We start from the raw sequence: 22,679 nt of genomic DNA, 5'->3' as shown, positions 1-22,679 counted from the left end.
GCATCAAACTCTAAGCCAATGCATGTCGCTAAAGCGCGTCGCATGAATCAAGTTTGACAACGCGCTTTGAACGCTTCGACTTTGGTGGCCGTTTAAGCGACTTGGATCATCTTGGTCGTCTCGGCCACTTGCAGCGTGTCGACGAATTCGACGATCTTGACCGGTTTCCCATCTCGGAAATGGATCTTGTCGACGAATTCCGTATGGAAGCTCACGCCCGATGGGATGTGCCTGACCTCGCCTTCGCGGTGGGCAAAGACCATATGCTCATCTTCGTCCACATAGATGCCGGCTGTCCTGATATTCGATAGATCCCACACTGTGATAAGCTGCGTTATCGCTTGGCGAAAAGCATGCCCGCTTGATTCAGTCGAAAAAGGCGCCATCCGTGTACTGCCGACCATGCGAAAGGTGCAATCCTCGCCGATCAGCGCCAGCGTAGCTTCGACATCGCCGCGGTCACGCACAGCATAGATTTCTTCGACGAGCTTCTTCATGTCATACTTTGCCGTCATTTTCAGGTCCCTCCACCATCAGCGAAATTTGCATCTAATTATACTTTAATGCAACTATTTGTTGTTCCGAATGAATAGGCACAATGGAGTAGGCGGCGAGAATGAACTGCCCCGGATAATAGAAAAAGGCCCCGCACGATGGCGAGGCCTTCCAAATTTCTGAACTGAAAAGCGATTATTCGGCGCTTTCGTCAGCCGCCTTCTTCTTCGGAGCAGCCTTCTTCTTCGGTGCGGCTTCTTCGCCTTCACCGGCGTCAGCTGCTTCGGCCTTGGCGGCAGCCTTCTTCTTCGGCGCGGCCTTCTTGGTCTCGGCCTTGGCTTCGCCTTCTTCCTCGGCGAGCAGCTCTTCCTTCGTCACCTTCTTGTCGGTGACGTCGATTTCGGTCAGCAGATGATCGATGACCTTCTCTTCGAAGATCGGTGCGCGGATCGAAGCGGCGGCACCCGGCTGGCTGCGGAAGAATTCGAGAATCTGCTTTTCCTGGCCCGGATACTGGCGCAGCTGATCGTAAATGGCGCGCTGCATCTCGTCTTCGCTGACCTCGACGCCGGCCTTTTCGCCGATTTCGGAGAGTACGAGGCCAAGGCGAACGCGGCGCTCGGCGAGCGTCTTGTATTCCTCGCGAGCCTTCTCCTCGGTCGTGTCTTCGTCCTCGAAGGTCTTGCCGGACTGGGCGAGGTCGTTGTTCACCTGGCTCCAGATGCCGTTATATTCGGCGTCGACGAGCGAGTTCGGGGTCTCGAATTTGTACATCTCGTCGAGCTGGTCGAGGATCTGACGCTTCAGCTTCTGACGGGTCAGCGAGCCGTACTGCGATTCGATCTGGCCACGGACGATTTCCTTCAGGCGATCGGCGGATTCGATGCCGAGCTTGGAGGCGAGTTCGTCGTTGATCTCGACATCGGCAGGTGCTGCGACTTCCTTGACTGACACGTCGAAGGTCGCTTCCTTGCCGGCGAGGTTTTTGGCCGGGTAGTCGGCCGGGAAGGTCACGGTGATGGTCTTCTCAACGCCGGCCTTGACGCCAACGAGCTGGTCTTCGAAGCCCGGAATGAAGCGGCCGGAGCCGAGCACCAGTTCGGCGCCCTGATCGGTGCCGCCTTCGAAGGCTTCGCCGTCGACCTTGCCGACGTAATCCATGGTGATGCGGTCGCCGTTCGCGGCCTTGCCGGTCTTGGTCTCGTAGGCGCGGGCGCTTTCGGCGACCTTCAGGACCTGCTCGTTGACTTCGTCGTCCGAGATGTCGATGACTTCGCGCGTGACCTTGATGCCCTTGACCGACTTCAGTTCGATCGGCGGCAGCACTTCATAGGAGAGCGTGAATTCGAAATCCTGCTCGGCAGCGAGGATCTTGTCGGCTTCGTCCTTGTCTTCCGTCATGGCGATTTCCGGCTGCGTGGCCGACTTCTCGCCGCGGCTGGACAGGATGGCGGCCGGCTGCTCGCGGACGATCTCGTTGACGAGGTCGGCCATGATCGACTTGCCGTAGACCTTCTTCAGGTGAGCGGCGGGGACCTTGCCCGGACGGAAGCCGTTGATGCGAACCTTGTCCTTCACATCGGCAAGACGCTCATTCATCTTGTCTTGCATGTCCTTGGCCGGGATAACGACCTTGATTTCGCGCTTCAGCCCTTCAGCGAGCGTTTCGATAACCTGCATGTCTTCCTACCTTCATTTCGTGGCGGCCGTGCCCAGACGCCGTTCGTTTCAATGAGCACGACGCCGGCGATCCTGCCGCGCGTGGCTTTTCCCAATTCCATATCATTCCGCCCAAAGCGGAATGGCACTCGCGGGCTATTTGGGACAACTCTCAATTGTTCTGGAACAACCGATTCTTAGTCTCCCGCCTGCAAACAGCTTGGTGCGGGTAGAGAGACTTGAACTCCCACGCCTTGCGGCACCAGAACCTAAATCTGGCGTGTCTACCAATTTCACCATACCCGCGTTCACAAAACCGCATGCCTATGCCTGCGCATGAGGCCTTCCGGAGCGCGGCGTCTCTATATCACCCGATTTGGTCGAGGCAAAGGAAAAATGAACGGCAAATGACAGGGGACTTGCGGCCCTGGAGCCGCCCTTCTCCGAAGTGCCGTCGGATCAGTAAAGCGGTTCGTCGTAAACCGGCTTGCCGTCAACGAGAAGGCTGCGGATTTGCGCGCTTCCCGCCGCCGAGACACGCACTGATATTGCGACATTGCCGTCGTTGCGGGCCTCCTCGATCGGCCTGCCCTTGCCTTCAGGAACGTAGTAGCGCTCGATGCCGTATTCGACACGCATGCTGTCGCCGGCCGCAAGTCCGCCACTATAAAATGGCAGGCTGCGCAGGATCACCGTCTCCGGCTGCGGAGGCAGCTCATGAAAGGACGATTCGGTCACCGTCCAGAAACCGTCCTCCTGCTTCTTCAACCGGACCCAGAGCACCCGCTCGCCGGCCTCGGCCGGAATCCCGCCGGAAACCGTCTGAACCGGCACTGAGGAAATGTCGTAGTTCAAGACGACATAATCGCCGCGCAGGAAATCGCGCGGATCGACGGGCGCCGTCTTCAGCAGCACCTCGGCGCCGTCGCTGAGGATCGACGCCCGGCTCTGGATGATCGTGCCGAGGATAAGGGTCTGCAGACCGGCGACGATGATGGCCGAAAGCAGATAGCCCTTGCCGGATTGCAGCCTTGCCATGAACGAGCTCATGCGCGTTCCCCCTGGGCATTCGCCGAAAACCGCCGTTCGAGACGGATGACCATCCAGGCGACCAGCGCGACCACGAGACCGGAGAAGAGGAAGAGGCTCGACGTACCAAGGATCGAGCCGACGGTGACGGAGGCGAGATAGAGCATTTCCGCGGCAAAGGTCGTATAGGCGAGATATCGCACCGCGCCGTTATCCCTGCCGTGAAGGGCGATCGCCAGCACGGAAGCGGCAAGCGTTGCCACTCCTAGCACCACCAGCCGCCAGCCATCCTCGATCTCGATATGCAGCAGCAGGAAGCCGATCGCGGCGACAAGGAAGCTGTAGAAGGCCGGCGCCGCACCGGCGCTCCTGACCAAGGAGGCAATAGGCCGGAGCGGCAACGCCGTCAGGACAAAGGCCGCCATGCCGCCGATCGCGAAGGCAAGCGCCACGGCGATTTCCTCATAAAGAGTATAGAGCCAGGCGAGCCAGCCGATCAGCAGCAGATAGGCCAGATGGCGGGCTCGCTCGGCGCCGGTGTACCGCACCAGCCCGATGACGATCACCGCCATGAGAGGCGCCATCCAGGGATCGAACCCTATCCAATGCGTGTCGTAATTTTCAAGATAGACGGCAAACGACGCCCAGGAGAGGAAGCCCGCGACGACGGCGACGGCGCCCGAACGGAACAGGATCGCCGAGATCGTCGCGATCGCAAACCACAGATACATCACCGTCTGCTCGTCGCCGGAGAGGTGATACATCTGCCCGACCAGCGAGATGGCGCCGCCGAAACTCATCGCGCCGATGACCAGCAAGCCGCCTGCGGCCGCTGTCGCACCGCGGGCAAGCATCTGGGCGGCGGCGATATGCACCAACCAGATCAGGGCAAGGATGCCGCCGACGCGGACAAGGCGCGGGATGGCCTCCCAGTTGGAGGCGACGACCAGCAGGATGGCAGCGGCAAGCAGCACCGCCGCCAGCGCCATCAGCACCCTGCCGAGGCTGAAGCTTGCCGGGCGGCTGTCATATTCGGCGAGAAGTACACCTGCAGTTTCCTGCCCGAGCAGGCCCTTGCCCACCCAGAGCGAGAGATCCCGCTCCAATCTGCCGCGATACATGCTCAACCCCTCGATTTCCGCAAAGCCGACTGCGGCGCTGCGGCTCACGCCGTTATAGACGCAGCACGGGTGTTCGCAAACGCCCTTGCGACAAATATACAAGTTCCTCATTGGTCTAAATAGTATCGAGTGTTAACCGGCCGCTAACGTCATAAGCGCTAATATAAGCCTATGGACGGAGAGGTATGCGGTCTTTGCATATCCCCCATGAATTTATTGCACTGCACAATACTCATTAGTCATACTATTGATCAGAACATCGAAGCGCGGGGATGGCGCCCCGGCCCGGCTCCAGCCGGATGCCCGCGGATGCTTTGTCCGTGACGAGATTTGCAGCTGCGCACTCCTCCTCCCAGCGCGCTGCGATAGACTGGCAACACTCCTCCTCCCAGTTGTCAGTCACCATAACACGCCCGCCGGATCCTCCCCCGGCGGGCGTTTTTGCTTAGCCAAAGCTTTATTAAAGCATTGATGGTTGAAGGATTTTCGTCGCGCGAAGCCGTCAAAGCCACATTGTCGTCACGCCGCCCCACCAACCCCGTGAAGAGATGGGCGACTTCTGATCCGAAGCGGAACGCCTCTTTATAGCAGAAGGACGGGCGGAACTGGCGGAGGGAGCAGCGTTTTTCCGCTGCGATACCCCATTCGCCCCTCCAATTCGAACTGCTTTCCTAAAAGTCATTCTGCCTATTCGTTGACCAAAAAACGGTAAGTCTGCGTCAAATGCCCTTTGAGCAATGCGTCATTTGCATGGGTGATCTGAAAACTTGGCTGTTTTAGTCTTTCGCGCCGCAACATATATTCTGGTCATCAAATAGAGGTCAGCGCCGATCGGTGGCTGCTGGCAGATGAAACCCTCGGAAAGGGGCTTAATATGAACTTCTCTCGCTCTTTCAATAACTGGCGCAAGTATCGTCAGACCGTCACGGAACTCGGCCGCATGACCAACCGCGAATTGCACGATCTCGGCATCGACCGTTCGGACATCCATCGCGTTGCCCGTGAGGCTTCTGCCCGCTAATTCAAGGCGATCGCTGCTCCTCCCAAGCACGATTGTTCTCGATCGAAACGCCCGCTGTACCCACAGCGGGCGTTTTCTTTTGTCTGCACGTGGTGGCCGAGGCGGTTGCAGGTTTTCCGCTTGATTAGCCCGCTCAAAAAATATTCACCGCCTAATTGTCGAGCATCATATTGCACAATTGCATGGCAGACGCCTTTTATTTGCACTGCACAATGGGACTGTTCTCGCCTATATAAACATCAACCGCAGAGAGAGGGCGATCCCGCCGTCCCGCGGACATAGGAAGAAGACAATGAACCCGATCCGCATTGCAAAAAGCTGGCTCAGCTACCGTCGTACGCTCAACGAACTCGGCGGCCTTTCCAACCAGACCCTGTCCGATATCGGCGTCAGCCGCTACGACATCCGCAATATTGCATCCCGCTCGTTCCGCTAATAGCGAGTACGATGCTTCCAAGACGGCGCCACGAAGGCGCCGTTTTTGATTCCGGGGTGTTGGATCGCACCTGCCGACATGATATCAGCCCGGGATGAACACGATCTCCTCCTATTCCCCCATCCACGTCGTCGGCGGCGGGCTTGCCGGTTCGGAAGCCGCCTGGCAGATCGCCAGTTCCGGCGTTCCGGTCATCCTGCATGAAATGCGCGGGGTGCGTGGCACGGATGCGCACAAGACCGACGGCCTTGCCGAACTCGTCTGCTCCAATTCCTTCCGGTCCGACGATGCGACCAGCAATGCCGTTGGCGTCATCCATGCAGAGATGCGCATGGCGGGTTCGCTGATCATGGCCGCTGCCGATCGGTGCCAGGTACCGGCCGGCGGTGCGCTCGCCGTCGATCGCGACGGCTTCTCCGAGGCGGTGACCAAGGCGGTCCATGACCACCCGCTCATCACCGTCGTGCGTGAAGAGATCACCGGCCTGCCACCACGTGACTGGGATCTTGCCATCGTTGCCACCGGACCGCTGACGGCGCCGTCGCTCGCGAGCGCCATCCAGGCGGAAACCGGCGAGGATTCGCTCGCCTTCTTCGACGCCATCGCGCCGATCGTCTACCGCGAGAGCATCGACATGGATATCTGCTGGTATCAGTCGCGCTACGACAAGGTCGGGCCTGGCGGCACCGGCAAGGATTACATCAACTGCCCGATGGACGAGGCGCAGTACAATGCCTTCGTCGACGCGCTGATATCAGGCGACACGGTCGGTTTCAAGGAATGGGAAGGCACGCCTTATTTCGACGGCTGCCTGCCGATCGAGGTGATGGCTGAACGCGGCCGGGAGACACTGCGCCACGGACCGATGAAGCCGATGGGGCTGACGAACGCGCATAACCCGACGGTCAAGGCCTACGCCGTCGTGCAACTGCGGCAGGACAATGCACTCGGCACGCTCTACAACATGGTCGGCTTCCAGACGAAACTGAAGTATGGCGCGCAGGCGGACATCTTCCGGATGATCCCGGGTCTGGAAAATGCGGAATTTGCCCGTCTCGGCGGCCTGCACCGCAATACCTATATCAACTCCCCCACCCTGCTCGACCGGTCGCTGACGCTGAAATCGCGGCCCGGCCTGCGTTTTGCCGGCCAGATCACCGGCTGTGAGGGTTATGTGGAAAGCGCCAGCGTCGGGCTGATGGCCGGGCGTTTCGCCGCCGCCGAACGCAAGGGCGAGGCGATCTCGCTACCGCCGGCAACGACGGCGCTCGGCTCGCTGCTCGGTCATATCACCGGTGGGCACATCGTCACCGAAGAGGAGCCGGGCAAACGATCGTTCCAGCCGATGAACATCAATTTCGGGCTGTTTCCGGAGCTCCAGCCGGGCTCGATCGTCAAACCTGAAGGCGTCAAGCGCTTCCGCGGCAAGGACAAGACGATCATGAAGCGGCAGTTGATCGCACGCCGCGCCCTTGCCGACTGCGCGACCTGGCTCGGTCAAGAATCGACGCTTGCCGAAAGCGCCTGACCGGCGTTTTCAAGCGGGTCGCATCGAACCGGCTCATGCGACCCGCTTGAAGTCTTTGCCTTTATGCATGTCGTCCTGCCAAAACCGGTGCACACTTTTGGGCGGCATGCATTACTGCTTGTTCGCCGACATATTGCCGGGCGGCAGGTCCTTATCCGGCTCGGCGATATAATTGCCGAGCAGCCAGAGCGAAACTTCCGAAGCCTCCTTGGCGGAAGCGAATTCGAAATCGCCGTTGTGATAGGGTGCATCGAGGAAGTCGATCACCAGGCCCCTGCCCGTTTCCGAGCCCACGACGCGCACCCGACCCGGCTCGATCAGATGGCAGGCGAAGTGGCGCGACATGTTGCGCATGAAGCCCGCCTTGTTGTCGTGCAGGCGCACGAAGACGGCCTGGCCATTTTCCGTCGCCTGCAACTGACGGATCGCCTCGTTCGGAAAGGCGCGGCCGAACTCGATGATGGCGAGGCCCGTGTCATGCAGGCCGTCCTCCTTGTTCTGCGCGGCCATGCGCGTTGCCACGAAAGCAATGAAAATGACGATGGCGAAAAGGACGCACCAGACGATAATGCCCACGCCGAGTCTCCGTTCAAAGGGTAGCGGTCGAAGCCTTGTAACGCGCGAGACTTGCGCGAATTTGACCGATATCAGATTTTTCGCCGTGCGGCAGCCAGCCCCATCCGCAGCTGGCGGCGCCATTGCGGCGGCTGCAGCGGCCGGTCAAACAGTAGGGCGCCCCGTTTCTGCGCCCTGATGAGAACCGGCTCAGCAAGCGTCGCCGGCAGGAAGGCTGGAAAGACGGCGGGCGCAATCGACCCCGCCGCCCTCGCCTTTGCCAGATGTTCGCGACCAAGACCGGCGAAGGCCTCGATGGCGGCGGCGATGCGCGGCCTGTCTTTTCCGGCGAGGAAGGCATCTCGGTCGAGACCGGTGGCGGACAGGATCTGCAGCGGAATATAGATCTGGCCGCGGCGGCGATGCAACGGCATCAGCAGCAACAGCCCGGCGACCGCCTGAGCAACGCCGGCATGGCCGGCGGCGTCGGCCGAGCGTGCGGCTTCCTCCGGCGAAAGCACCAGGCTTGCGAGCTGGATCAGGGCGGATGCCGTTTCACCGGCATAGCCTTCAAGCGAAAGACGTGTCTCCATCGGATCGTCATAGAGATCGAAGGTGCGGGCCTCGATCATGTCGATCAGCGTCTTGCGCGGCAGGCGGTGCGTTTCGATTGCGCTCAGAAGCGCTGCGGCAACAGGATTGGCCGCCGTCGAGCCGTGTGCGCTGCCCTCCAGAAGATCGTGCCAATATTGCAGCCGCACCTCCCCGGGCAACGGCTCGTGCACGAGATCGCGGATGCGGGCAAGCTCGGCATTGAAGGCATAGAGAGCCGCAAGCGCGCCGCGCTTTTCCTCCGGCGACAGCAGACAGGCGAGATAGCGGTCGCGATCGCTGTCACGCAGCATCGCCAGGCAGATCTCCTGGTTCGTCGCAATATGCGCTTCAGCCATCGTCAGACCGCAATCAACGCCGCGGCGACGGCACGTTGCTCGGCGAGCATGATATTGAAGGTGCGCACTGCAGCCCCGGTGCTCATCGGATCGGATGAGATGCCGCGCGATTTCAGCGCCAGCTTCAATTCCTCGGGCAGACGGCGGAGCTCGGTTCCGGTACCGACGAGCAGAACCTCGATATCACTAGCCTCATCAAGCACGCGGCGGAAATTTTCCGGCGACAGCGGTTTCGACATATCCATGTCCCAGCCATGAATGCCGGAGGGCAGGCAAAGGATCGAGCCACGATGCGACATGTCGGCAAAGCGAAAGCCGCCATTGCCGTAAGCGTCGATCGGAGCGCGCCCGGGGAAATGCGCGGCGCGGATTTCTATGCCTTTTGCCATGTTTTCAAACCACCGTGCCGGATTTTACACCAGCATCCGTCTTGTTGCTCTCTTCCCCGTCGGGAGCCTCCGGCCGCAGCCGGAAGACGATCAAGACAGGAGCGGCGATATAGATCGAAGAGAAGGTGCCGAGAGCGACGCCAAAGAGCATCGCAAAGGTGAAGGAGCGGATGACTTCGCCCCCAAAGAGAAAGAGCGCTAGCAAGGCGGTCAGCGTCGTCGCCGCGGTCAGAACGGTGCGCGACAGCGTCTGGTTGATCGAGGCATCGATCAGGATCGGCAACGGCATCTTCTTGTATCGCTTGAGATTCTCGCGCATTCGGTCATAGACCACGACCGTGTCGTTCAGGGAATAACCGACGACGGTCAGCACGGCGGCGATGCTCGTCAGGTTGAACTCGATACCGGTAAGGACGAAGAGACCAAGCATGATGATGACGTCGTGCAGCGTTGCGACGATGGCGCCAACCGCGAACTGCCATTCGAAGCGGATCCAGATGTAGATCAGGATCGCCGCAAGTGCTGCAAGCACGCCGAGCGTCGCCATCATCGTCAATTCGCCCGAGATGGCGGGTCCGACGACGTCGACGCGGCGAAAATCATAGTCCTCCTGGAGCTCGCCACGCACCAGCGTCGCCGCCGACTGCTCGGCATTCTCGCCGCCGCCCTGGGAAGCGATGCGGATCCGCGCGTTTGACGGTCCGCCCGTGCGCTCGACGCGCACATCGCCGAGATTGAGATCATTGAGGCGCGAGTGGAGATCGGCGATGTCGGCATTGCCCTGCTTCGCCGTCACCTCGATCAGCGAGCCGCCGGTGAAATCGATGCCGAGATGCAGGCCGACGGTGGCAAAGGCAGCCATGGCAATCAGCGAAATGACCGCCGACGCCGTAAAGACATAACGGCGGATTCCCATGAAGCGGATATTGGCGTGTTCGAAAAGATGCGCCTGAACGCTCTTCGGCAGATGTCGGGGATGGCGCGCGCTCAGCCAGACGGCAACGATCGAGCGCGTCAGCGTGAAAGCCGTGAAAACAGTCGTCAGGATGCCGACCGCCAGCGTCACCGCGAAACCGCGGATGGATTCGCTGCCGAGGAAAAAGAGGATGATGGCGGCGATGAAGATCGTCACATTCGCGTCGACGATCGTTGCGAATGCACGCGAGAAACCGCGGCCGACGGCCTCCGCAAAGGAATGGGTGATCTTCTCCTCTTCGCGGATACGCTCGTAGATTAGAACGTTCGAGTCGACGGCCATGCCGACAATCAGCACGATGCCGGCGATCCCGGGCAAGGTGAGCGTCGCGCCGGCAAGGCTCAGCACCGCGACGATGAGGATCAGGTTGAAGAAGAGCGAGACAACGGCGATGATGCCGAGGATGCGATAGAGCGCGATCATCAGTGCCGCGACCAGCACGACGGCGACGAGACCGGCAACGAGGCCACTGAAGATGGAATCGGCGCCGAATCTCGGGCTGACGCTGCGTTCCTCAACGCTGGTCAGCGTCGCCGGCAAGGCGCCGGCGCGCAGCATGATCGCAAGGTCGCTAACGCCATCCTCGGAGAAGTTTGCCGAAATCCTGCCCTCGCCGCCGGTGATCGCCGCATCGATGACCGGTGACGACATCACCTGGTCGTCAAAGACGATGGCGAGGTGCTTGCCGATATTCTGCCCCGTCGCCTGCGCCAGCCGTTGCGTACCTTCCGCATCGAGACGGTAGGCAATCGCGGTATCCTGCGTCTGCTGATCGACGACAGGCTCGATATCGACCATGTTGCTGCCGGTGACGAAAGCCGTGCGGTCGACCAGATAAGGTACCGGCGGATCGTCAAGCGAATAGAGCACCTGCGATGTCGCCGGCCAACGGCCGTTCAGCGCCTCCTGCCCCGACATGCTTTCGTCGATCAGATGAAAGGAAAGCTTGGCCGGCTGGTTCAGGATGTTCTTCAGCCGCTCCGCATCGACCGATCCCAACACCTGCACGACAATGCGGTCGGCGCCATCGGGGCGAACGAGGAAATCATCATAGCCGAATCCGGCGATGCGGCGGCCAACGATATCGAGCGACCGGGTCCGCGCGGAAGCGACGTCAGCGGTAATGCCGGCGTCGGAAATCTGCAGCGAGAGCTGCCCCTCCGCGCCCTGCTGCAGCGCGACCTCAGATCCGGAATGTCCGCCGGCCGTCGTCAAAGGCTTCAGGAGATCGACCGCCGCCTGTATCTGAGCCGGATCGGTGATCCGGACGGTGACGGTCTGGTCATTGCCGGTCAGCCCGGTATAGCGGATGCCGGCGGCACGCAGCGCGTTGCGCATATTGGCGACCAGCTCTTCCAGGCGGTCCCTGACGATGTCGGAACGCTCGACCTTCAGAACGATATGCGAGCCGCCCTGCAGGTCGAGCCCAAGCATTACGCGGTCGTGCCGCAACCAGTCCGGCAGGGAGGATCGCTGCGCCTCGGTCAGCAGATTGGGCGCAGCGATGACGATGGCCGCAAACGCGGCCAGCCAAATCAGAAGTGTTTTCCAGCGGGAAAAATGCAACATTCTCTCGACGATCTTCCGATCCGGCGGTCCTGCCGTTATCGCTTGTTACGCCGCGTCGGCCTTGACCGGTTCACCCTTGACGCGAATTTCGGAGATGCCGCTGCGGACGATGCGCACGCGCACGCCGTCAGCAATCTCGACTTCGACTTCCTTTTCGTCGACGACCTTGGTGACCTTGCCGACGAGACCGCCGCCGGTGACGACCTGGTCGCCGCGACGGATCGCCTTCAGGGTCTCCTCACGCTTTTTTGCCTGTGCGCGCTGCGGACGGATCAGCAGGAAGTACCAGACGACCATCAGCGGCACGAACAGGATGATCATTTCGAAACCGGAACCGCCGAATCCCGTTGCGGTATCGGTCGCGCTTTGGGCGAATGCCGGGGTGATGAACATGCTAAACTCCTCAGGCTTGGGCGGCGGAACTCCGCCTCTCTTTTCAGGTTGCCGGACTATAGTTACGGCTTCGATGAATGCAACAGAAACAGCCGGAAACAGTACCGATTCCGCTGCCTCATAACCTTTCCGCCGTCAAAACGCCATGCTACCCGGCATCGAAAGATCAAAGCGGATTGCCGCAGTGAGAAATCAGGAGGCCACCGATGACCGAGGAAATCAACACAGCCCTGCTTGCCGAACTGAGACGGCTCGCAGACGCCGTCGAGCGTCTTGCCGGACCGGCACCCGCCCTCAACGATTGGGATGCTGCAGACTGTTTCGTCTGGGCGCCTTTGCGCCAGCATCTGCAGCCGGTCAAGAGACCGAACCGGGTGGCGTTGAAGCTCATCCGCGGCGTTGATCATGTGCGCGACATCCTGCATGAGAATACGGTGCGTTTCGCCGAGGGTTATGCCGCCAACAATGTGTTGCTCTGGGGCGCGCGCGGCATGGGCAAATCCTCGCTGGTCAAGGCCGTACACGAGGATGTCAGGCGCGAAAGCAGCGTCTTGCTGAAGCTGGTCGAAGTCCATCGCGAGGATATCGCCACCCTCCCCCATCTGCTCGACCTCCTGAAGGACACGCCGTACCGCGTGATCGTCTTCTGCGACGATCTCTCCTTCGATCACGATGACACCGCTTACAAATCGCTGAAGGCAGCACTCGACGGCGGCGTCGAGGGGCGGCCGGACAATGTGCTCTTCTACGCCACCTCCAACCGGCGCCATCTCTTGCCGCGCCACATGATGGAAAACGAGCAGTCGACGGCGATCAATCCGTCGGAGGCGGTCGAGGAAAAGGTTTCGCTTTCCGACCGCTTCGGCCTCTGGCTCGGCTTCCACAAATGCAGCCAGGAGGATTATCTCGGCATGATCGACGGCTATGCCGATCACTTCAAGATCGGGCTCGAACGCGACAAGATGCATGCCGAGGCGCTGGAATGGGCAACGACGCGCGGCGCACGCTCCGGCCGCGTCGCCTGGCAGTATATCCAGGACCTGGCCGGACGCATGCGCGTTCACATCGACCGAGGCTAGAGCGCGTCGCTTCAATCCGAATGCACGCGACGCGTTTTAGGTCTTTGTCGTTTATCCCACAATCGCTGCGCACTTTTGCGCGACATGCATAAATGACAAAAGCCCGGCTGGTGGCCGGGCTTTTGCGTTTCCTGGTACGCTATACCTATTCCAGGAAAGTCATCGGGTTGACCGGGGACGCATCCTTGCGCACCTCGAAATGGACCTGTGGCTGCTTGACGTCGCCGCTCATGCCGGAGACGGCAACCGTCTGGCCGCGCTGGATCTTCTGGCCGCGGGTGACGCTCAGCGTGTCGGCGTTGCCGTAGACGGTAACGGTGCCATCGTCGTGACGGACGAGAACCGTGTTGCCGAGTTCCTTCAGGCCGTTGCCGGCATAAATGACGACGCCGTTTTCAGCGGCCTTGATCGGCGTGCCCTGCGGTACCGAGATGTCGATGCCGTCATTGCGGTTGCCGTTGACGTTGGCGCCGTATGAAGCAATGACTTGGCCGCGCACCGGCCAACGGTATTTGCCGATGCCGGTCGATTCCGGCGCGGCGGAGCTGACGTCCGACTTCTTCTCGGCATCGTCGACGGTCTGGGTGGCGGCCGGTGCCTTATAGGGCGCGGGCTGCGCGGAAGCCGTCTGCTGGGCAGCTGCCGGCTGGGTCGGCTTCGGATCGACCTTCTCGGCCGGGATCGAGGCGGTCTTGATATTGTCGGCGGTGCCGTTCGGGATCTTCAGGGCCTGACCGATGCGGAGCGAGTTGGCCGAAAGATTGTTGGCGGCCTTGAGATCGTCGACATTGCTGCCGGTCGCCTTGGCGATCTTTGCCAGGGAATCGCCTTGCTTGACGACATAGGTGCCGGCAGGCGCCTTCGGATCCTTGCCGGCGCCGGCGGGAAGCTTGCCGGTGACATCGGCACTCGCCAGCGTCTTGTCGCGGGCGGAATTGGCGCCCGGAATTACGGCAACGTTCTGCTCAGGCGCCTTCGGCGCCTCCGGCATCTTGCCGGGCTTGGAAAGGTCAGCCGCCTGCGATGCCGCCTTGGCGGCATTGCCGCCGTTGAAGGTCGGGATGAGGATCGCCTGGCCCGGCTGGGCGGCAGAAGCCGTCTTCAGGTCATTGACGCGCAGGATTTCCTTTTCCGGAACGCCGAAACGCCTGGAGAGCGTGGCGATGCTTTCACCCGGACGCAGCGTCACCGAGGGAGCGTTGGTCGCGGACCAGCCGGAAACCTTTGGTGTCGTGCCGGTCGTCAGCGTGTCGGGCGTCACCTTGGGTGCCGCCGGCGCCACCAATCGGGGCTTTTCGGCCTGCGGCGCAGTCGGGAAAGGTTGGGCGAGCGCGACTTCCTTTTCCCGCTGCCGGGACGGGGCAACAGCCGACGGCGCGGCCAGCTCGGAACGCTGCACCGAGACCGGCGCGGAAGCGAGACGTGCGCTCGAGCTCGATGTGCGGGTCGGATCGTAACTCTGACGTGCGGGATAAGGCTGGTTCAGTGCGTCATTGCCGCCGCCATAGCCCGACTGGCTGGCAACGGCCGAACCGCCGAGATCGGCGCGCGGCACCGGATCGCCCTGAGAACCGTTCATATTCCTGCGCGGAATGGAACTTGTGGTGATCTGGTCCTGCCCGGAGGAGGAAAACAAGCCGCCAAACCGTGTCACATCGGAACTGCAGCCCGTTGCGGCACTTGCCAGCAGGCCAACAACCAGAAGATTACCGGCCGACTTCCCGAACTTTGGCGAAAGACTGAAACGCATGACTCGACCCACTGAGAACGCAACCATTTGTGAGTCTATTAAAACGCGTTAGTATTACCACGCGGTTAAGATGCTGGAATCAGTGCGATATTTTTGAGAAGTTGATAACCATAGGCTTACGGGTGAAAAATCGTAGTGCGCACAGCATGATGCCGAAAACTGCGAGCGGCTTTTCTGATTGTGAAGCATATTCAGATTTCAGGCCGATCCGGCCGGAAAACATTTACGCCTACGGCAGCGAGGCCCTACAACAGCGAAGCAAGACGCGGAACGATCGGCATATAGGGTGCTTCGAACAGTTCCTCGCGTTCGAAACGGCTGCCGGTTTTCGTCAGCCGCACCATGCGACACTCGTTCTCGGAAATCATGAGCGGCGCGATCATCGAGCCGCCGGAAACGAGCTGGTCGGTATAAAAGCGCGGCATCGCGTTGAAGGCCGCCGTCACCAGGATGCGGTCGAAGGTGCCCTCGCCCTGCATGCCGGCACTGCCGTCGGCATGGCGAATGATGACGCTGCGCAGACCAAGCGATTCCATGCGCCGCTGCGCTGCCGTCGTCAGCGTCTTGTAGCGGTCGATGGACAGGACACGCTCGGCCATGCGGCCCATGACGGCGGCGGTAAAGCCGCTTCCGGTGCCGATCTCCAGGACGCGCTGGCCCGGCTTGAGCTTCAGGTGATGCAGGATGCGGACGGCAAAATCGATGCCTTCGAGGAAGGAACCGCATTCGATCGGGATCGTCCGGCTCGAATAGGCGTCGTCGGCAAATTGCGGCGGCACAAACAGTGAGCGCTGCGTCTGCTCGACCGCCGTCAGCAGATCGAGATCGGAGATGCCTTCGGCACGCAATCTGAGGACGAGCGCAGCAAAGCCCTCCTTCTCCGCCAGTCTTGCCGTCAAACTTGTGCTCCGTATCCCAAGGCCCGCGCCACGCGGTCCGTCACGGAATAATCGGTCAGATCCAGTTTCAAAGGCGTTACCGAAATCTTATTATGCTTCAGGGCGTGAATATCGGTGCCTTCAACGAAGGCGCCGGCGCGGTCGCCAAACTTCAGCCAGTAGTAAGGAAACCCCCGGCCGTCGGAGCGGGCGTCGACCTGCAGGTTGAAGGCGAGCTTGCCCTGCATGGTCACCTCGGCGCCATTGACTTCGTCGGGACGGCAGTTCGGGAAATTGAGATTGAGGAACGTACCCTCCGGCAGGTCCAGGACCATCAGCTTTTCCAGAAGAGCTGGCGCATGCGTCTCGCAGACCTCCCAGGGCACGATGCGCGCGCCATCCTCATAGAGATAAGCCTGGCTCAGCGCAAACGAGCGCACGCCCTGCATCGTGCCTTCGATGGCGCCGGCGATCGTGCCGGAATAGGTCACGTCGTCGGCAACGTTCGAGCCCGAATTGACGCCGGACAGGACCAGATCCGGCTTGATGTCCATCACCTGCCTGATGCCCATGATGACGCAATCGGTCGGCGTGCCGCGCAGGGCGAAATGCTTTTCGGAAATCTTGCGCAGCCGCAGAGGTTCGGAGAGGCTCAGCGAATGGGCAAGGCCGCTCTGGTCGGTCTCGGGCGCCACGATCCAGACATCGTCAGACAGCGTGCGCGCGATCCGCTCCAGCGCGGCAAGGCCTTCGGCGTGAATGCCGTCGTCATTCGTAAGCAGGATGCGCATCGCCTCAGGCCGCCCGTTCGATCTTGGTCAATCCGCCCATATAAGGCAGCAAAACGTCCGGAATCGTGACGGAACCGTCCTCGTTCAGATAATTTTCAAGGACAGCGATCAGGCAGCGACCGACGGCCGTGCCGGAACCGTTCAGCGTATGGACGAACCTGTTGCTCTTATCGTCCTTGCCGCGGTAGCGCGCATTCATTCGCCGGCCCTGAAAATCGCCGCAGACCGAGCAGGAGGAGATTTCACGGAAGGCATTCTGTCCTGGCAGCCAGACTTCGAGATCGTAGGTCTTGCGCGAGCCGAAGCCCATGTCGCCGGTGCAAAGCGTCATGGTACGGAAATGCAGGCCGAGGCGTTGCAGCACTTCCTCGGCGCAGGCGGTCATGCGTTCGTGCTCGGCAACGGCGCTCTCGGCATCGGTGATCGAAACAAGCTCGCATTTCCAGAACTGATGCTGGCGCAGCATGCCGCGCGTATCGCGGCCGGCCGAGCCCGCTTCCGAGCGGAAGGACGGCGTCAGCGCGGTGAAGCGGAGCGGCAGCTTTTCCTGATCGAGGATTTCCTCGCGCACCAGATTGGTCAGCGTCACTTCGGCCGTCGGGATCAACCAGCGTCCATCAGTCGTCCTGAAGAGATCGTCGGCGAATTTTGGCAGCTGGGCGGTGCCATAAACGGCCTCGTCGCGCACCATCAGCGGCGAGCTGACTTCGGTATAGCCGTGCTCGCTGGTGTGGAGATCGATCATGAACTGGCCGAGCGCGCGCTCGAGCCTGGCGAGCGGCCCGGTCAGAACCGTGAAGCGCGAGCCGGAGAGCTTGGCTGCGCGCTCGAAATCCATATAGCCGAGCGCCTCGCCGATTTCGAAGTGCTCCTTCGGCGCGTGATTCCAGCGCGGCCTTTCGCCGACGGTGCGGGTGACGACATTGTCATGCTCGTCCTTGCCGACCGGGACGTCGTCGAAAGGTATGTTCGGGATGCGCGAGAGCGCATCGTTGAGTTCGGCCGTCAGTTGCCGGTCCTCTTCCTCGATCGCCGGCAGCAGGGTCTTCAGCTCAGAGACCTCCGCCTTCAGCTTCTCGGCAAGCTCGCCATTCTTCTGGGCCATTGCCGCACCGATCTCCTTGGAGGCGAGGTTGCGGCGGGACAGCAAGTCCTGCGCCTTCTGCACGGCGGAGCGGCGCTTTTCATCGAGAGCAACGAGACTTTGGGCCAGAGGCTCCGCACCGCGCTTGGCAAGGGCGGCATCGAGCGCTTCGGGATTCTCACGGATCCATTTGATATCGAGCATCGTCGTTCCAGGTCGTTGCAACAGAGGTGGCCCGGCCAAAGCCTGATCGGACCTCGACCGGATGTTACAGCGCCGCCGTGTCTTTTCAGACGCGCAAAGGACGCTGTAACACTTTGAATTGCTGCATAATTCCTTAAACCGATTCCGATTTAAGGATTATGCAGTCGACGGCGTTCATGAAGGGATTTCCAGATCTCAGCTCAGACGCTGTCCGTCTTGGCAACGTCTGCGGATCCGGTTTCCTTTTCGACCGCCTGCCGGGCACGCTGCCGCTCCACGAGTCGCGCCGCATGGATGGAAATCTCGTAGAGAAGGATCGTCGGTATCGCAAGGCCGATCTGGGACATCGGATCCGGCGGCGTCAGCACGGCGGCGACGACAAAGGCGAGGACGATGGCAAACTTGCGCTTTTCGGCGAGCCATTGCGACGTCAGAAGACCGACACGGGCGAGCAGCGTGGTGACAACGGGAAGCTGGAAGACGAGGCCGAAGGAGAAGACCAGCGTCATGATCAGGCTCAGATATTCCGAGACCTTCGGCATCAGCGAGATGGCTATCTCGTCATGACCTGGCGCCTGCTGCATCGACAGGAAGAACCACATGACCATTGGCGTGAAGAAGAAATAGACGAGCGCGCCGCCCATCAGGAACAGCACCGGCGAGGCGATCAGGAACGGCAGGAAAGCCTGGCGCTCGTTCTTGTAGAGGCCCGGCGCCACGAACTTATAGACCTGGGCGGCAATGATCGGGAAGGCGACCACAAGGCCGCCGAACATCGCCACCTTGACCTGGGTGAAGAAGAATTCCTGCGGCGCGGTGTAGATGAGCTGGGCCTTCTCGACGTCGAGATGCGCCCATACGACGGCTGTCTTGTAGGGAATGACCAGATAGTTGAAGAGATGCTTGGCAAAAAAGAAGCATGCGATGAAGGCGACGAAAAACGCGCCGATCGACCACATCAGCCGCGTGCGCAGCTCCATCAGGTGCTCGATCAACGGCTGCGGCTTGTCTTCGATATCACCGCTCATGCCTCGTCCTTCTTCGTCTGCGCCGGCTTCTTCGGCGTTGCAGGCTTCCTGGCAGCCGTCGTGCGTTTCGGTTTTTCCAAAGGCACGGCAACGGCAGCCGCAGCATCGACCTTATCGGCAGCCTTGACGCGCGGCTTGCGCACGGCCTTCGGCTTGGCGGCAACCGTATCGGCCTGCACGATCGCTGCTGCGACCGGTTCCGACGGCGTAGGTGTCGCTACCAACGGCGGCGTTTCCGGCAGGCTCATCGACGGCGTCGGGGCTGCAACAGCATCGGCTGGCACCTCGGTCTTGTTTTCCGTGACCGTGGTCGCCTTCTGCAGGTCGGCCTTGATCTCGTTGCCCATCTGGCGGAGCGGGTTCATCGCCTCGCGCAGGCTGTTGACCGGGTTGAGCTTCTGGGCGTCGCTGATCGTCTGGCGGACATCGTCAAGCTCAGCTTCGCGCAACGCTTCATCGAACTGCGCACGGAAGTCACCCGCCACCTTGCGGGCGCGTTGCGTCATCTTGCCGAAAGCGCGCAGCATCGGCGGCAAATCCTTGGGACCGACGACCACGATCAGTACGACCGCGATGACCAAAAGCTCGGTCCAGCCAATATCGAACATGCAAGGCTCCTGGACGGGAAGCGCGGGGGCTGCGCTTTTTCCCGGACTTGGTTACTTCGTTTCGTCGGCCTTGTGATCGACGGTCTTTGCCGTGTCCGGCGCGTCTTCGTCCGTCATGCCCTTCTTGAAGCTCTTGATGCCCTTGGCAACGTCGCCCATCAGTTCCGGAATCTTGCCACGACCGAACAACAACAGCACGATGACCAGAACGATCAGCCAGTGCCACATGCTAAAAGAACCCATTACGCTAACTCCCTGTTTCTATGTTCCCACGATGTAAGGATTTCCCACACCGTTTCCAACATCAAGCCCTTTGAACTGAGCTTAATGTCACGGTATCGCCCTTTGTGACAAGCCATCGACCCATCGAAAAGTGGTGGCCACCATTGTTTTCGCCATGCATGGCAAAAGCAAGACGTAAGCCCCTCAATCTTCGGGGGTGCCGCGCGGTGCCAGCAACCCCAATTCCTCGAGGTCCATCTGGGTGATCGGGTCTTCGTCCTCGGTCAGTTCGTCGTTCATCAACGGCGAGGGAATATTGAAGTTCGCCGGAATGCGGCCCGACAGCAAGCCCGCTCCCTTCAACTCTTCGAGACCGGGCAGGTCACGCAGCTCTTCGAGACCGAAATGGTCGAGGAAATCGCGTGTCGTGCCCAATGTCACCGGCCGGCCCGGTGTGCGCCGGCGGCCACGGAAGCGCACCCAGCCGGCTTCCATCAGCACGTCAAGCGTGCCGCGCGAGGTCTGGACGCCTCGGATATCCTCGATTTCGGCACGTGTCACCGGCTGGTGATAGGCGATGATCGCCAGCACTTCCAGAGCGGCGCGCGAAAGCTTCTTCACTTCAGTGTCATCACGGCGGATGACGAAGGACAGGTCGGCGGCGGTGCGGAAGGCCCAGGCGCCTTCGACCTGCACGAGATTGACGCCCCGCGGCGCATATTGCTCCTTCAGGCGCAGCATGATCGCATGCACGTCGGTCTTCTCGGGCAGACGCTCCGCGAGGAAGCCTTCGGAGACCGGCTGCGAGGAGGCGAAGACCAGCGCTTCGGCGATGCGCTCGGCCTCGATCTCGGCCTGCAGGTCGCGACTCCTGTCGTCGAAATTGCCTTCGAAATCTTCTTCGCCCCTCAGGTCGATCAAACCGGCTGCTCCTGTTCCACCACCTGCAGCGTGGCATGTTTCGGACCGCGGCGCATGTATATCGGCTGAAAGGCGCCGTCCTGGCGGATTTCGAGCTTGCCCTCGCGCACCAGCTCCAACGAGGCGGCAAAGGCGCTGGCGATTGCCGTGACGCGTTCTTCGGGCGCGGCGAGATAACGCAGCAGATAATGTTCCATCGCCGTCCAGTCAGCGACCTCGCCGATCATCTGGGTCAGCAGTTCGCGGGCATCGGTCAGCGACCAGACGGTGCGCCGCTCGATCGTCACCTGGGTGACGGCATGGCGCTGGCGCAGCGCCGCATAGGCGGTCAGGAGGTCGTAGAGGCTCGCCGCGTAAGCGGATTGCTGCCGGTCGGGAATATGCTCGGGCGCGCCGCGCACGAAGATATCGCGGCCGAGGCGGTTGCGGTTGACGAGGCCGTCTGCAGCCTGCCGCATGGCTTCGAGACGTTTCAGGCGGAAGGCGAGTGTTGCCGCCAGCTCCTCGCCGGAAGGGCCGTCATCCTTGACCTGCTGGGGAATGAGCAGCTTCGACTTGAGATAGGCAAGCCAGGCTGCCATGACGAGATAATCGGCGGCAAGCTCGATGCGGATACGCCGGGCGCTTTCGATGAACAGCAGATATTGCTCGGCGAGCGCCAGCACCGAAATGCGCGACAGGTCGACCTTCTGGTTGCGGGCGAGATAGAGCAACAGGTCGAGCGGGCCTTCGAAGCCGGCGACGTCGATCACCAGCGCCGGCTCGTGGCTGGCGCGCTCGGCACCGTTATCCTGCCACAACTTGTCCATCGGCGTCGCCGCCTGCGGACGTTCCGTGCCCTTGACCGTGCTCACCTAGCTGCTCCCTTACGATCAGACCGTCGCAAACATCGCCTCGAATTCCGCCCTCAATTCCGCTTCATCGGCAGTATGCGGCGCCGGGAAGCCTGCTTCCACCGCTTTTGCGCGGGCAAGCGATATGCCGGTGAGCGGCGGAACATTTGCCACGACATCTAGCATCTCGTCCATATTGCCGTTGCAATGCAGCACGATATCGCATCCGCCTGCAATGATATTCGCCGCGCGTCCACCGATCGTGCCGGAAAGAGCGTTCATCGAGCTGTCGTCGGAGAGCAGCAGACCGTTAAAGCCGATGTGTTCGCGGATGATGCCGTCGATCACCTTGCGCGAGGTCGTCGCCGGATTATCCGGGTCGATAGCGGCGAAAACGACGTGACAGGTCATGGCCATCAACTCGTCCTTCATCGCGACAAAGGGCGGGAAATCATGGAGTTCCAGCTCATCGCGCGAGACGGTGACGACAGGCAGCTCCAGATGTGAATCCGCAAAGCCGCGACCGTGGCCGGGCATATGCTTCATCACAGGCAACAGGCCACCGGCCTTCAGCCCTGCGGCAGCCGCTTTCCCCATCGCGATGACGGTTTCGGGATCGCCGCCATAGGCGCGGTCACCGATGACGTTGCTGCTGCCCTCGACGGGCACATCGAGCACCGGCAGGCAATCGACATCGATGCCGAGGCTCGAAAGGTCGAAGGCGTGCAGCCGCGACATCAGCCAGGCGGCGCGTAGGCCGAGCACGCGATCGCGGCGATAGAGATCGCCGAGCGCCTGGCCGGAAGGATAGCGCGCCAGAACGGGGGGGCGGATGCGCTGAACGCGGCCGCCCTCCTGGTCGATCAGCACCGGTGCATGCCAGCCGACACTGTCGCGCAGTTCGGCGACGAGATCGGTGATCTGCCGTGCTTCGGAGATGTTGCGCCCGAAGAGGATGAAGCCCCAGGGCCGTTCGCCCCGGTAAAAGGCTTTCTCTTCGGATGTGAGGGCAAGGCCGCTGCAGCCAAGGATCATCGCTTTTGATTCGGTCATGTCCGAATCATAGACGGCGCCCGGCCAAATGCGAGCAAGGTCAGGCCCGATGCACAAAAAAGAGCGGCGGGCCGATCCGGCCCGCCGCTCTCATATTCTATTCAAAA

General features: G+C 61.1%; 23 protein-coding genes and 1 tRNA gene. 4 read left to right on the top strand and 20 right to left on the bottom strand.

What is annotated here, in order from left to right; genetic code table 11:
* Nucleotides 1-92: 92 nt before the first annotated feature.
* From CUJ84_RS08210 to CUJ84_RS08190, 5 genes are all read right to left on the bottom strand, one after another.
* Nucleotides 93-515 (bottom strand): nuclear transport factor 2 family protein, encoded by a 423-nt coding sequence (locus CUJ84_RS08210; RefSeq protein ID WP_105005831.1) that lies wholly within the window; start codon nt 513-515, stop codon nt 93-95.
* A 175-nt stretch (nt 516-690) separates the two neighbouring features.
* Entirely contained in the window at nt 691-2,175 is a 1,485-nt protein-coding gene (gene tig / locus CUJ84_RS08205) for a trigger factor (protein WP_018241811.1), read from the bottom strand.
* Nucleotides 2,176-2,375: 200 nt separating this feature from the next.
* Nucleotides 2,376-2,460, bottom strand: a tRNA-Leu gene (locus tag CUJ84_RS08200).
* A 153-nt stretch (nt 2,461-2,613) separates the two neighbouring features.
* Nucleotides 2,614-3,204: a GDYXXLXY domain-containing protein gene (locus CUJ84_RS08195; RefSeq protein ID WP_105005830.1), complete on the bottom strand. Its 591-nt coding sequence runs from the start codon at nt 3,202-3,204 to the stop codon at nt 2,614-2,616.
* Nucleotides 3,201-4,304: a DUF2157 domain-containing protein gene (locus CUJ84_RS08190; protein ID WP_105005829.1), complete on the bottom strand. Its 1,104-nt coding sequence runs from the start codon at nt 4,302-4,304 to the stop codon at nt 3,201-3,203. The genes CUJ84_RS08195 and CUJ84_RS08190 overlap by 4 nt, the downstream gene beginning before the upstream one ends.
* An 874-nt stretch (nt 4,305-5,178) precedes the next feature.
* Here CUJ84_RS08190 and CUJ84_RS08185 point away from each other — a divergent pair.
* The 3 genes from CUJ84_RS08185 (at nt 5,179) to trmFO (ending at nt 7,289) form a co-directional block, all read left to right on the top strand.
* Nucleotides 5,179-5,325, top strand: a complete 147-nt coding sequence (locus CUJ84_RS08185; protein WP_003558908.1) for a DUF1127 domain-containing protein — start codon at nt 5,179-5,181, stop codon at nt 5,323-5,325.
* Between the two features lie 292 nt (nt 5,326-5,617).
* Nucleotides 5,618-5,761 (top strand): DUF1127 domain-containing protein, encoded by a 144-nt coding sequence (locus CUJ84_RS39250; protein ID WP_003573524.1) that lies wholly within the window; start codon nt 5,618-5,620, stop codon nt 5,759-5,761.
* 94 nt (nt 5,762-5,855) lie between these two features.
* The gene (gene trmFO, locus CUJ84_RS08175; RefSeq protein WP_105005828.1) at nt 5,856-7,289 is read left to right on the top strand and encodes a methylenetetrahydrofolate--tRNA-(uracil(54)-C(5))-methyltransferase (FADH(2)-oxidizing) TrmFO; all 1,434 of its coding nucleotides are present in this window, start codon (nt 5,856-5,858) and stop codon (nt 7,287-7,289) included.
* 111 nt (nt 7,290-7,400) lie between these two features.
* Here the strand turns inward: trmFO and CUJ84_RS08170 are convergent, their stop codons facing one another.
* The 5 genes from CUJ84_RS08170 to yajC all read right to left on the bottom strand — a co-directional run bounded on the left by CUJ84_RS08170 (nt 7,401) and on the right by yajC (nt 12,121).
* Nucleotides 7,401-7,865, bottom strand: a complete 465-nt coding sequence (locus CUJ84_RS08170; protein WP_105005827.1) for a hypothetical protein — start codon at nt 7,863-7,865, stop codon at nt 7,401-7,403.
* Nucleotides 7,866-7,936: 71 nt separating this feature from the next.
* A complete protein-coding gene (locus tag CUJ84_RS08165; RefSeq protein ID WP_105005826.1) occupies nt 7,937-8,794 on the bottom strand; it encodes a phytoene/squalene synthase family protein in 858 nt (285 codons plus the stop codon).
* Nucleotides 8,795-8,796: 2 nt separating this feature from the next.
* Nucleotides 8,797-9,183 (bottom strand): Mth938-like domain-containing protein, encoded by a 387-nt coding sequence (locus tag CUJ84_RS08160; RefSeq protein ID WP_018241804.1) that lies wholly within the window; start codon nt 9,181-9,183, stop codon nt 8,797-8,799.
* Between the two features lie 4 nt (nt 9,184-9,187).
* Nucleotides 9,188-11,728, bottom strand: a complete 2,541-nt coding sequence (gene secDF / locus CUJ84_RS08155) for a protein translocase subunit SecDF (RefSeq protein ID WP_105005825.1) — start codon at nt 11,726-11,728, stop codon at nt 9,188-9,190.
* 45 nt (nt 11,729-11,773) lie between these two features.
* A complete protein-coding gene (gene yajC, locus CUJ84_RS08150; protein WP_003558894.1) occupies nt 11,774-12,121 on the bottom strand; it encodes a preprotein translocase subunit YajC in 348 nt (115 codons plus the stop codon).
* 206 nt (nt 12,122-12,327) lie between these two features.
* Between yajC and CUJ84_RS08145 the strand changes: the two genes are divergently transcribed.
* Nucleotides 12,328-13,200 carry an ATP-binding protein gene (locus CUJ84_RS08145; protein ID WP_105005824.1) on the top strand — a complete coding sequence of 291 codons (873 nt, stop codon included), beginning with the start codon at nt 12,328-12,330 and terminating at the stop codon, nt 13,198-13,200.
* Between the two features lie 145 nt (nt 13,201-13,345).
* On the opposite strand, the gene CUJ84_RS08140 is transcribed toward CUJ84_RS08145, so the two are convergent.
* The 10 genes from CUJ84_RS08140 to nagZ form a co-directional block, all read right to left on the bottom strand.
* Nucleotides 13,346-14,950, bottom strand: coding sequence for a M23 family metallopeptidase (locus CUJ84_RS08140; RefSeq protein ID WP_105005823.1), 1,605 nt, complete (start codon nt 14,948-14,950; stop codon nt 13,346-13,348).
* Between the two features lie 245 nt (nt 14,951-15,195).
* Nucleotides 15,196-15,849: a protein-L-isoaspartate(D-aspartate) O-methyltransferase gene (locus CUJ84_RS08135; RefSeq protein ID WP_105005822.1), complete on the bottom strand. Its 654-nt coding sequence runs from the start codon at nt 15,847-15,849 to the stop codon at nt 15,196-15,198.
* Nucleotides 15,846-16,619 carry a 5'/3'-nucleotidase SurE gene (gene surE, locus CUJ84_RS08130; protein ID WP_105005821.1) on the bottom strand — a complete coding sequence of 258 codons (774 nt, stop codon included), beginning with the start codon at nt 16,617-16,619 and terminating at the stop codon, nt 15,846-15,848. Before surE ends, CUJ84_RS08135 begins: the two co-directional genes overlap by 4 nt.
* Before the next feature lie 4 nt (nt 16,620-16,623).
* Nucleotides 16,624-17,907 carry a serine--tRNA ligase gene (gene serS / locus CUJ84_RS08125; RefSeq protein ID WP_105005820.1) on the bottom strand — a complete coding sequence of 428 codons (1,284 nt, stop codon included), beginning with the start codon at nt 17,905-17,907 and terminating at the stop codon, nt 16,624-16,626.
* A gap of 200 nt (nt 17,908-18,107) precedes the next feature.
* Nucleotides 18,108-18,935, bottom strand: a complete 828-nt coding sequence (gene tatC, locus CUJ84_RS08120) for a twin-arginine translocase subunit TatC (protein WP_018241797.1) — start codon at nt 18,933-18,935, stop codon at nt 18,108-18,110.
* Nucleotides 18,932-19,543: a Sec-independent protein translocase protein TatB gene (tatB, locus tag CUJ84_RS08115; RefSeq protein ID WP_027684916.1), complete on the bottom strand. Its 612-nt coding sequence runs from the start codon at nt 19,541-19,543 to the stop codon at nt 18,932-18,934. The genes tatC and tatB overlap by 4 nt, the downstream gene beginning before the upstream one ends.
* A 51-nt stretch (nt 19,544-19,594) precedes the next feature.
* A complete protein-coding gene (locus CUJ84_RS08110) occupies nt 19,595-19,786 on the bottom strand; it encodes a twin-arginine translocase TatA/TatE family subunit (protein ID WP_003538990.1) in 192 nt (63 codons plus the stop codon).
* A 183-nt stretch (nt 19,787-19,969) separates the two neighbouring features.
* On the bottom strand, nt 19,970-20,686 hold the full coding sequence (scpB, locus tag CUJ84_RS08105; protein WP_105005819.1) for an SMC-Scp complex subunit ScpB: 717 nt from the start codon (nt 20,684-20,686) through the stop codon (nt 19,970-19,972).
* Nucleotides 20,683-21,540 (bottom strand): segregation and condensation protein A, encoded by an 858-nt coding sequence (locus tag CUJ84_RS08100; RefSeq protein WP_105005818.1) that lies wholly within the window; start codon nt 21,538-21,540, stop codon nt 20,683-20,685. The genes scpB and CUJ84_RS08100 overlap by 4 nt, the downstream gene beginning before the upstream one ends.
* A gap of 18 nt (nt 21,541-21,558) precedes the next feature.
* Nucleotides 21,559-22,572: a beta-N-acetylhexosaminidase gene (nagZ, locus tag CUJ84_RS08095; RefSeq protein ID WP_105008121.1), complete on the bottom strand. Its 1,014-nt coding sequence runs from the start codon at nt 22,570-22,572 to the stop codon at nt 21,559-21,561.
* Between the last annotated feature and the right edge of the window lie 107 nt (nt 22,573-22,679).

The organism is Rhizobium leguminosarum (genome assembly GCF_002953715.1).
Taxonomy (GTDB): domain Bacteria; phylum Pseudomonadota; class Alphaproteobacteria; order Rhizobiales; family Rhizobiaceae; genus Rhizobium; species Rhizobium leguminosarum_V.
This window is presented reverse-complemented; position numbering and strand designations above follow the sequence as displayed.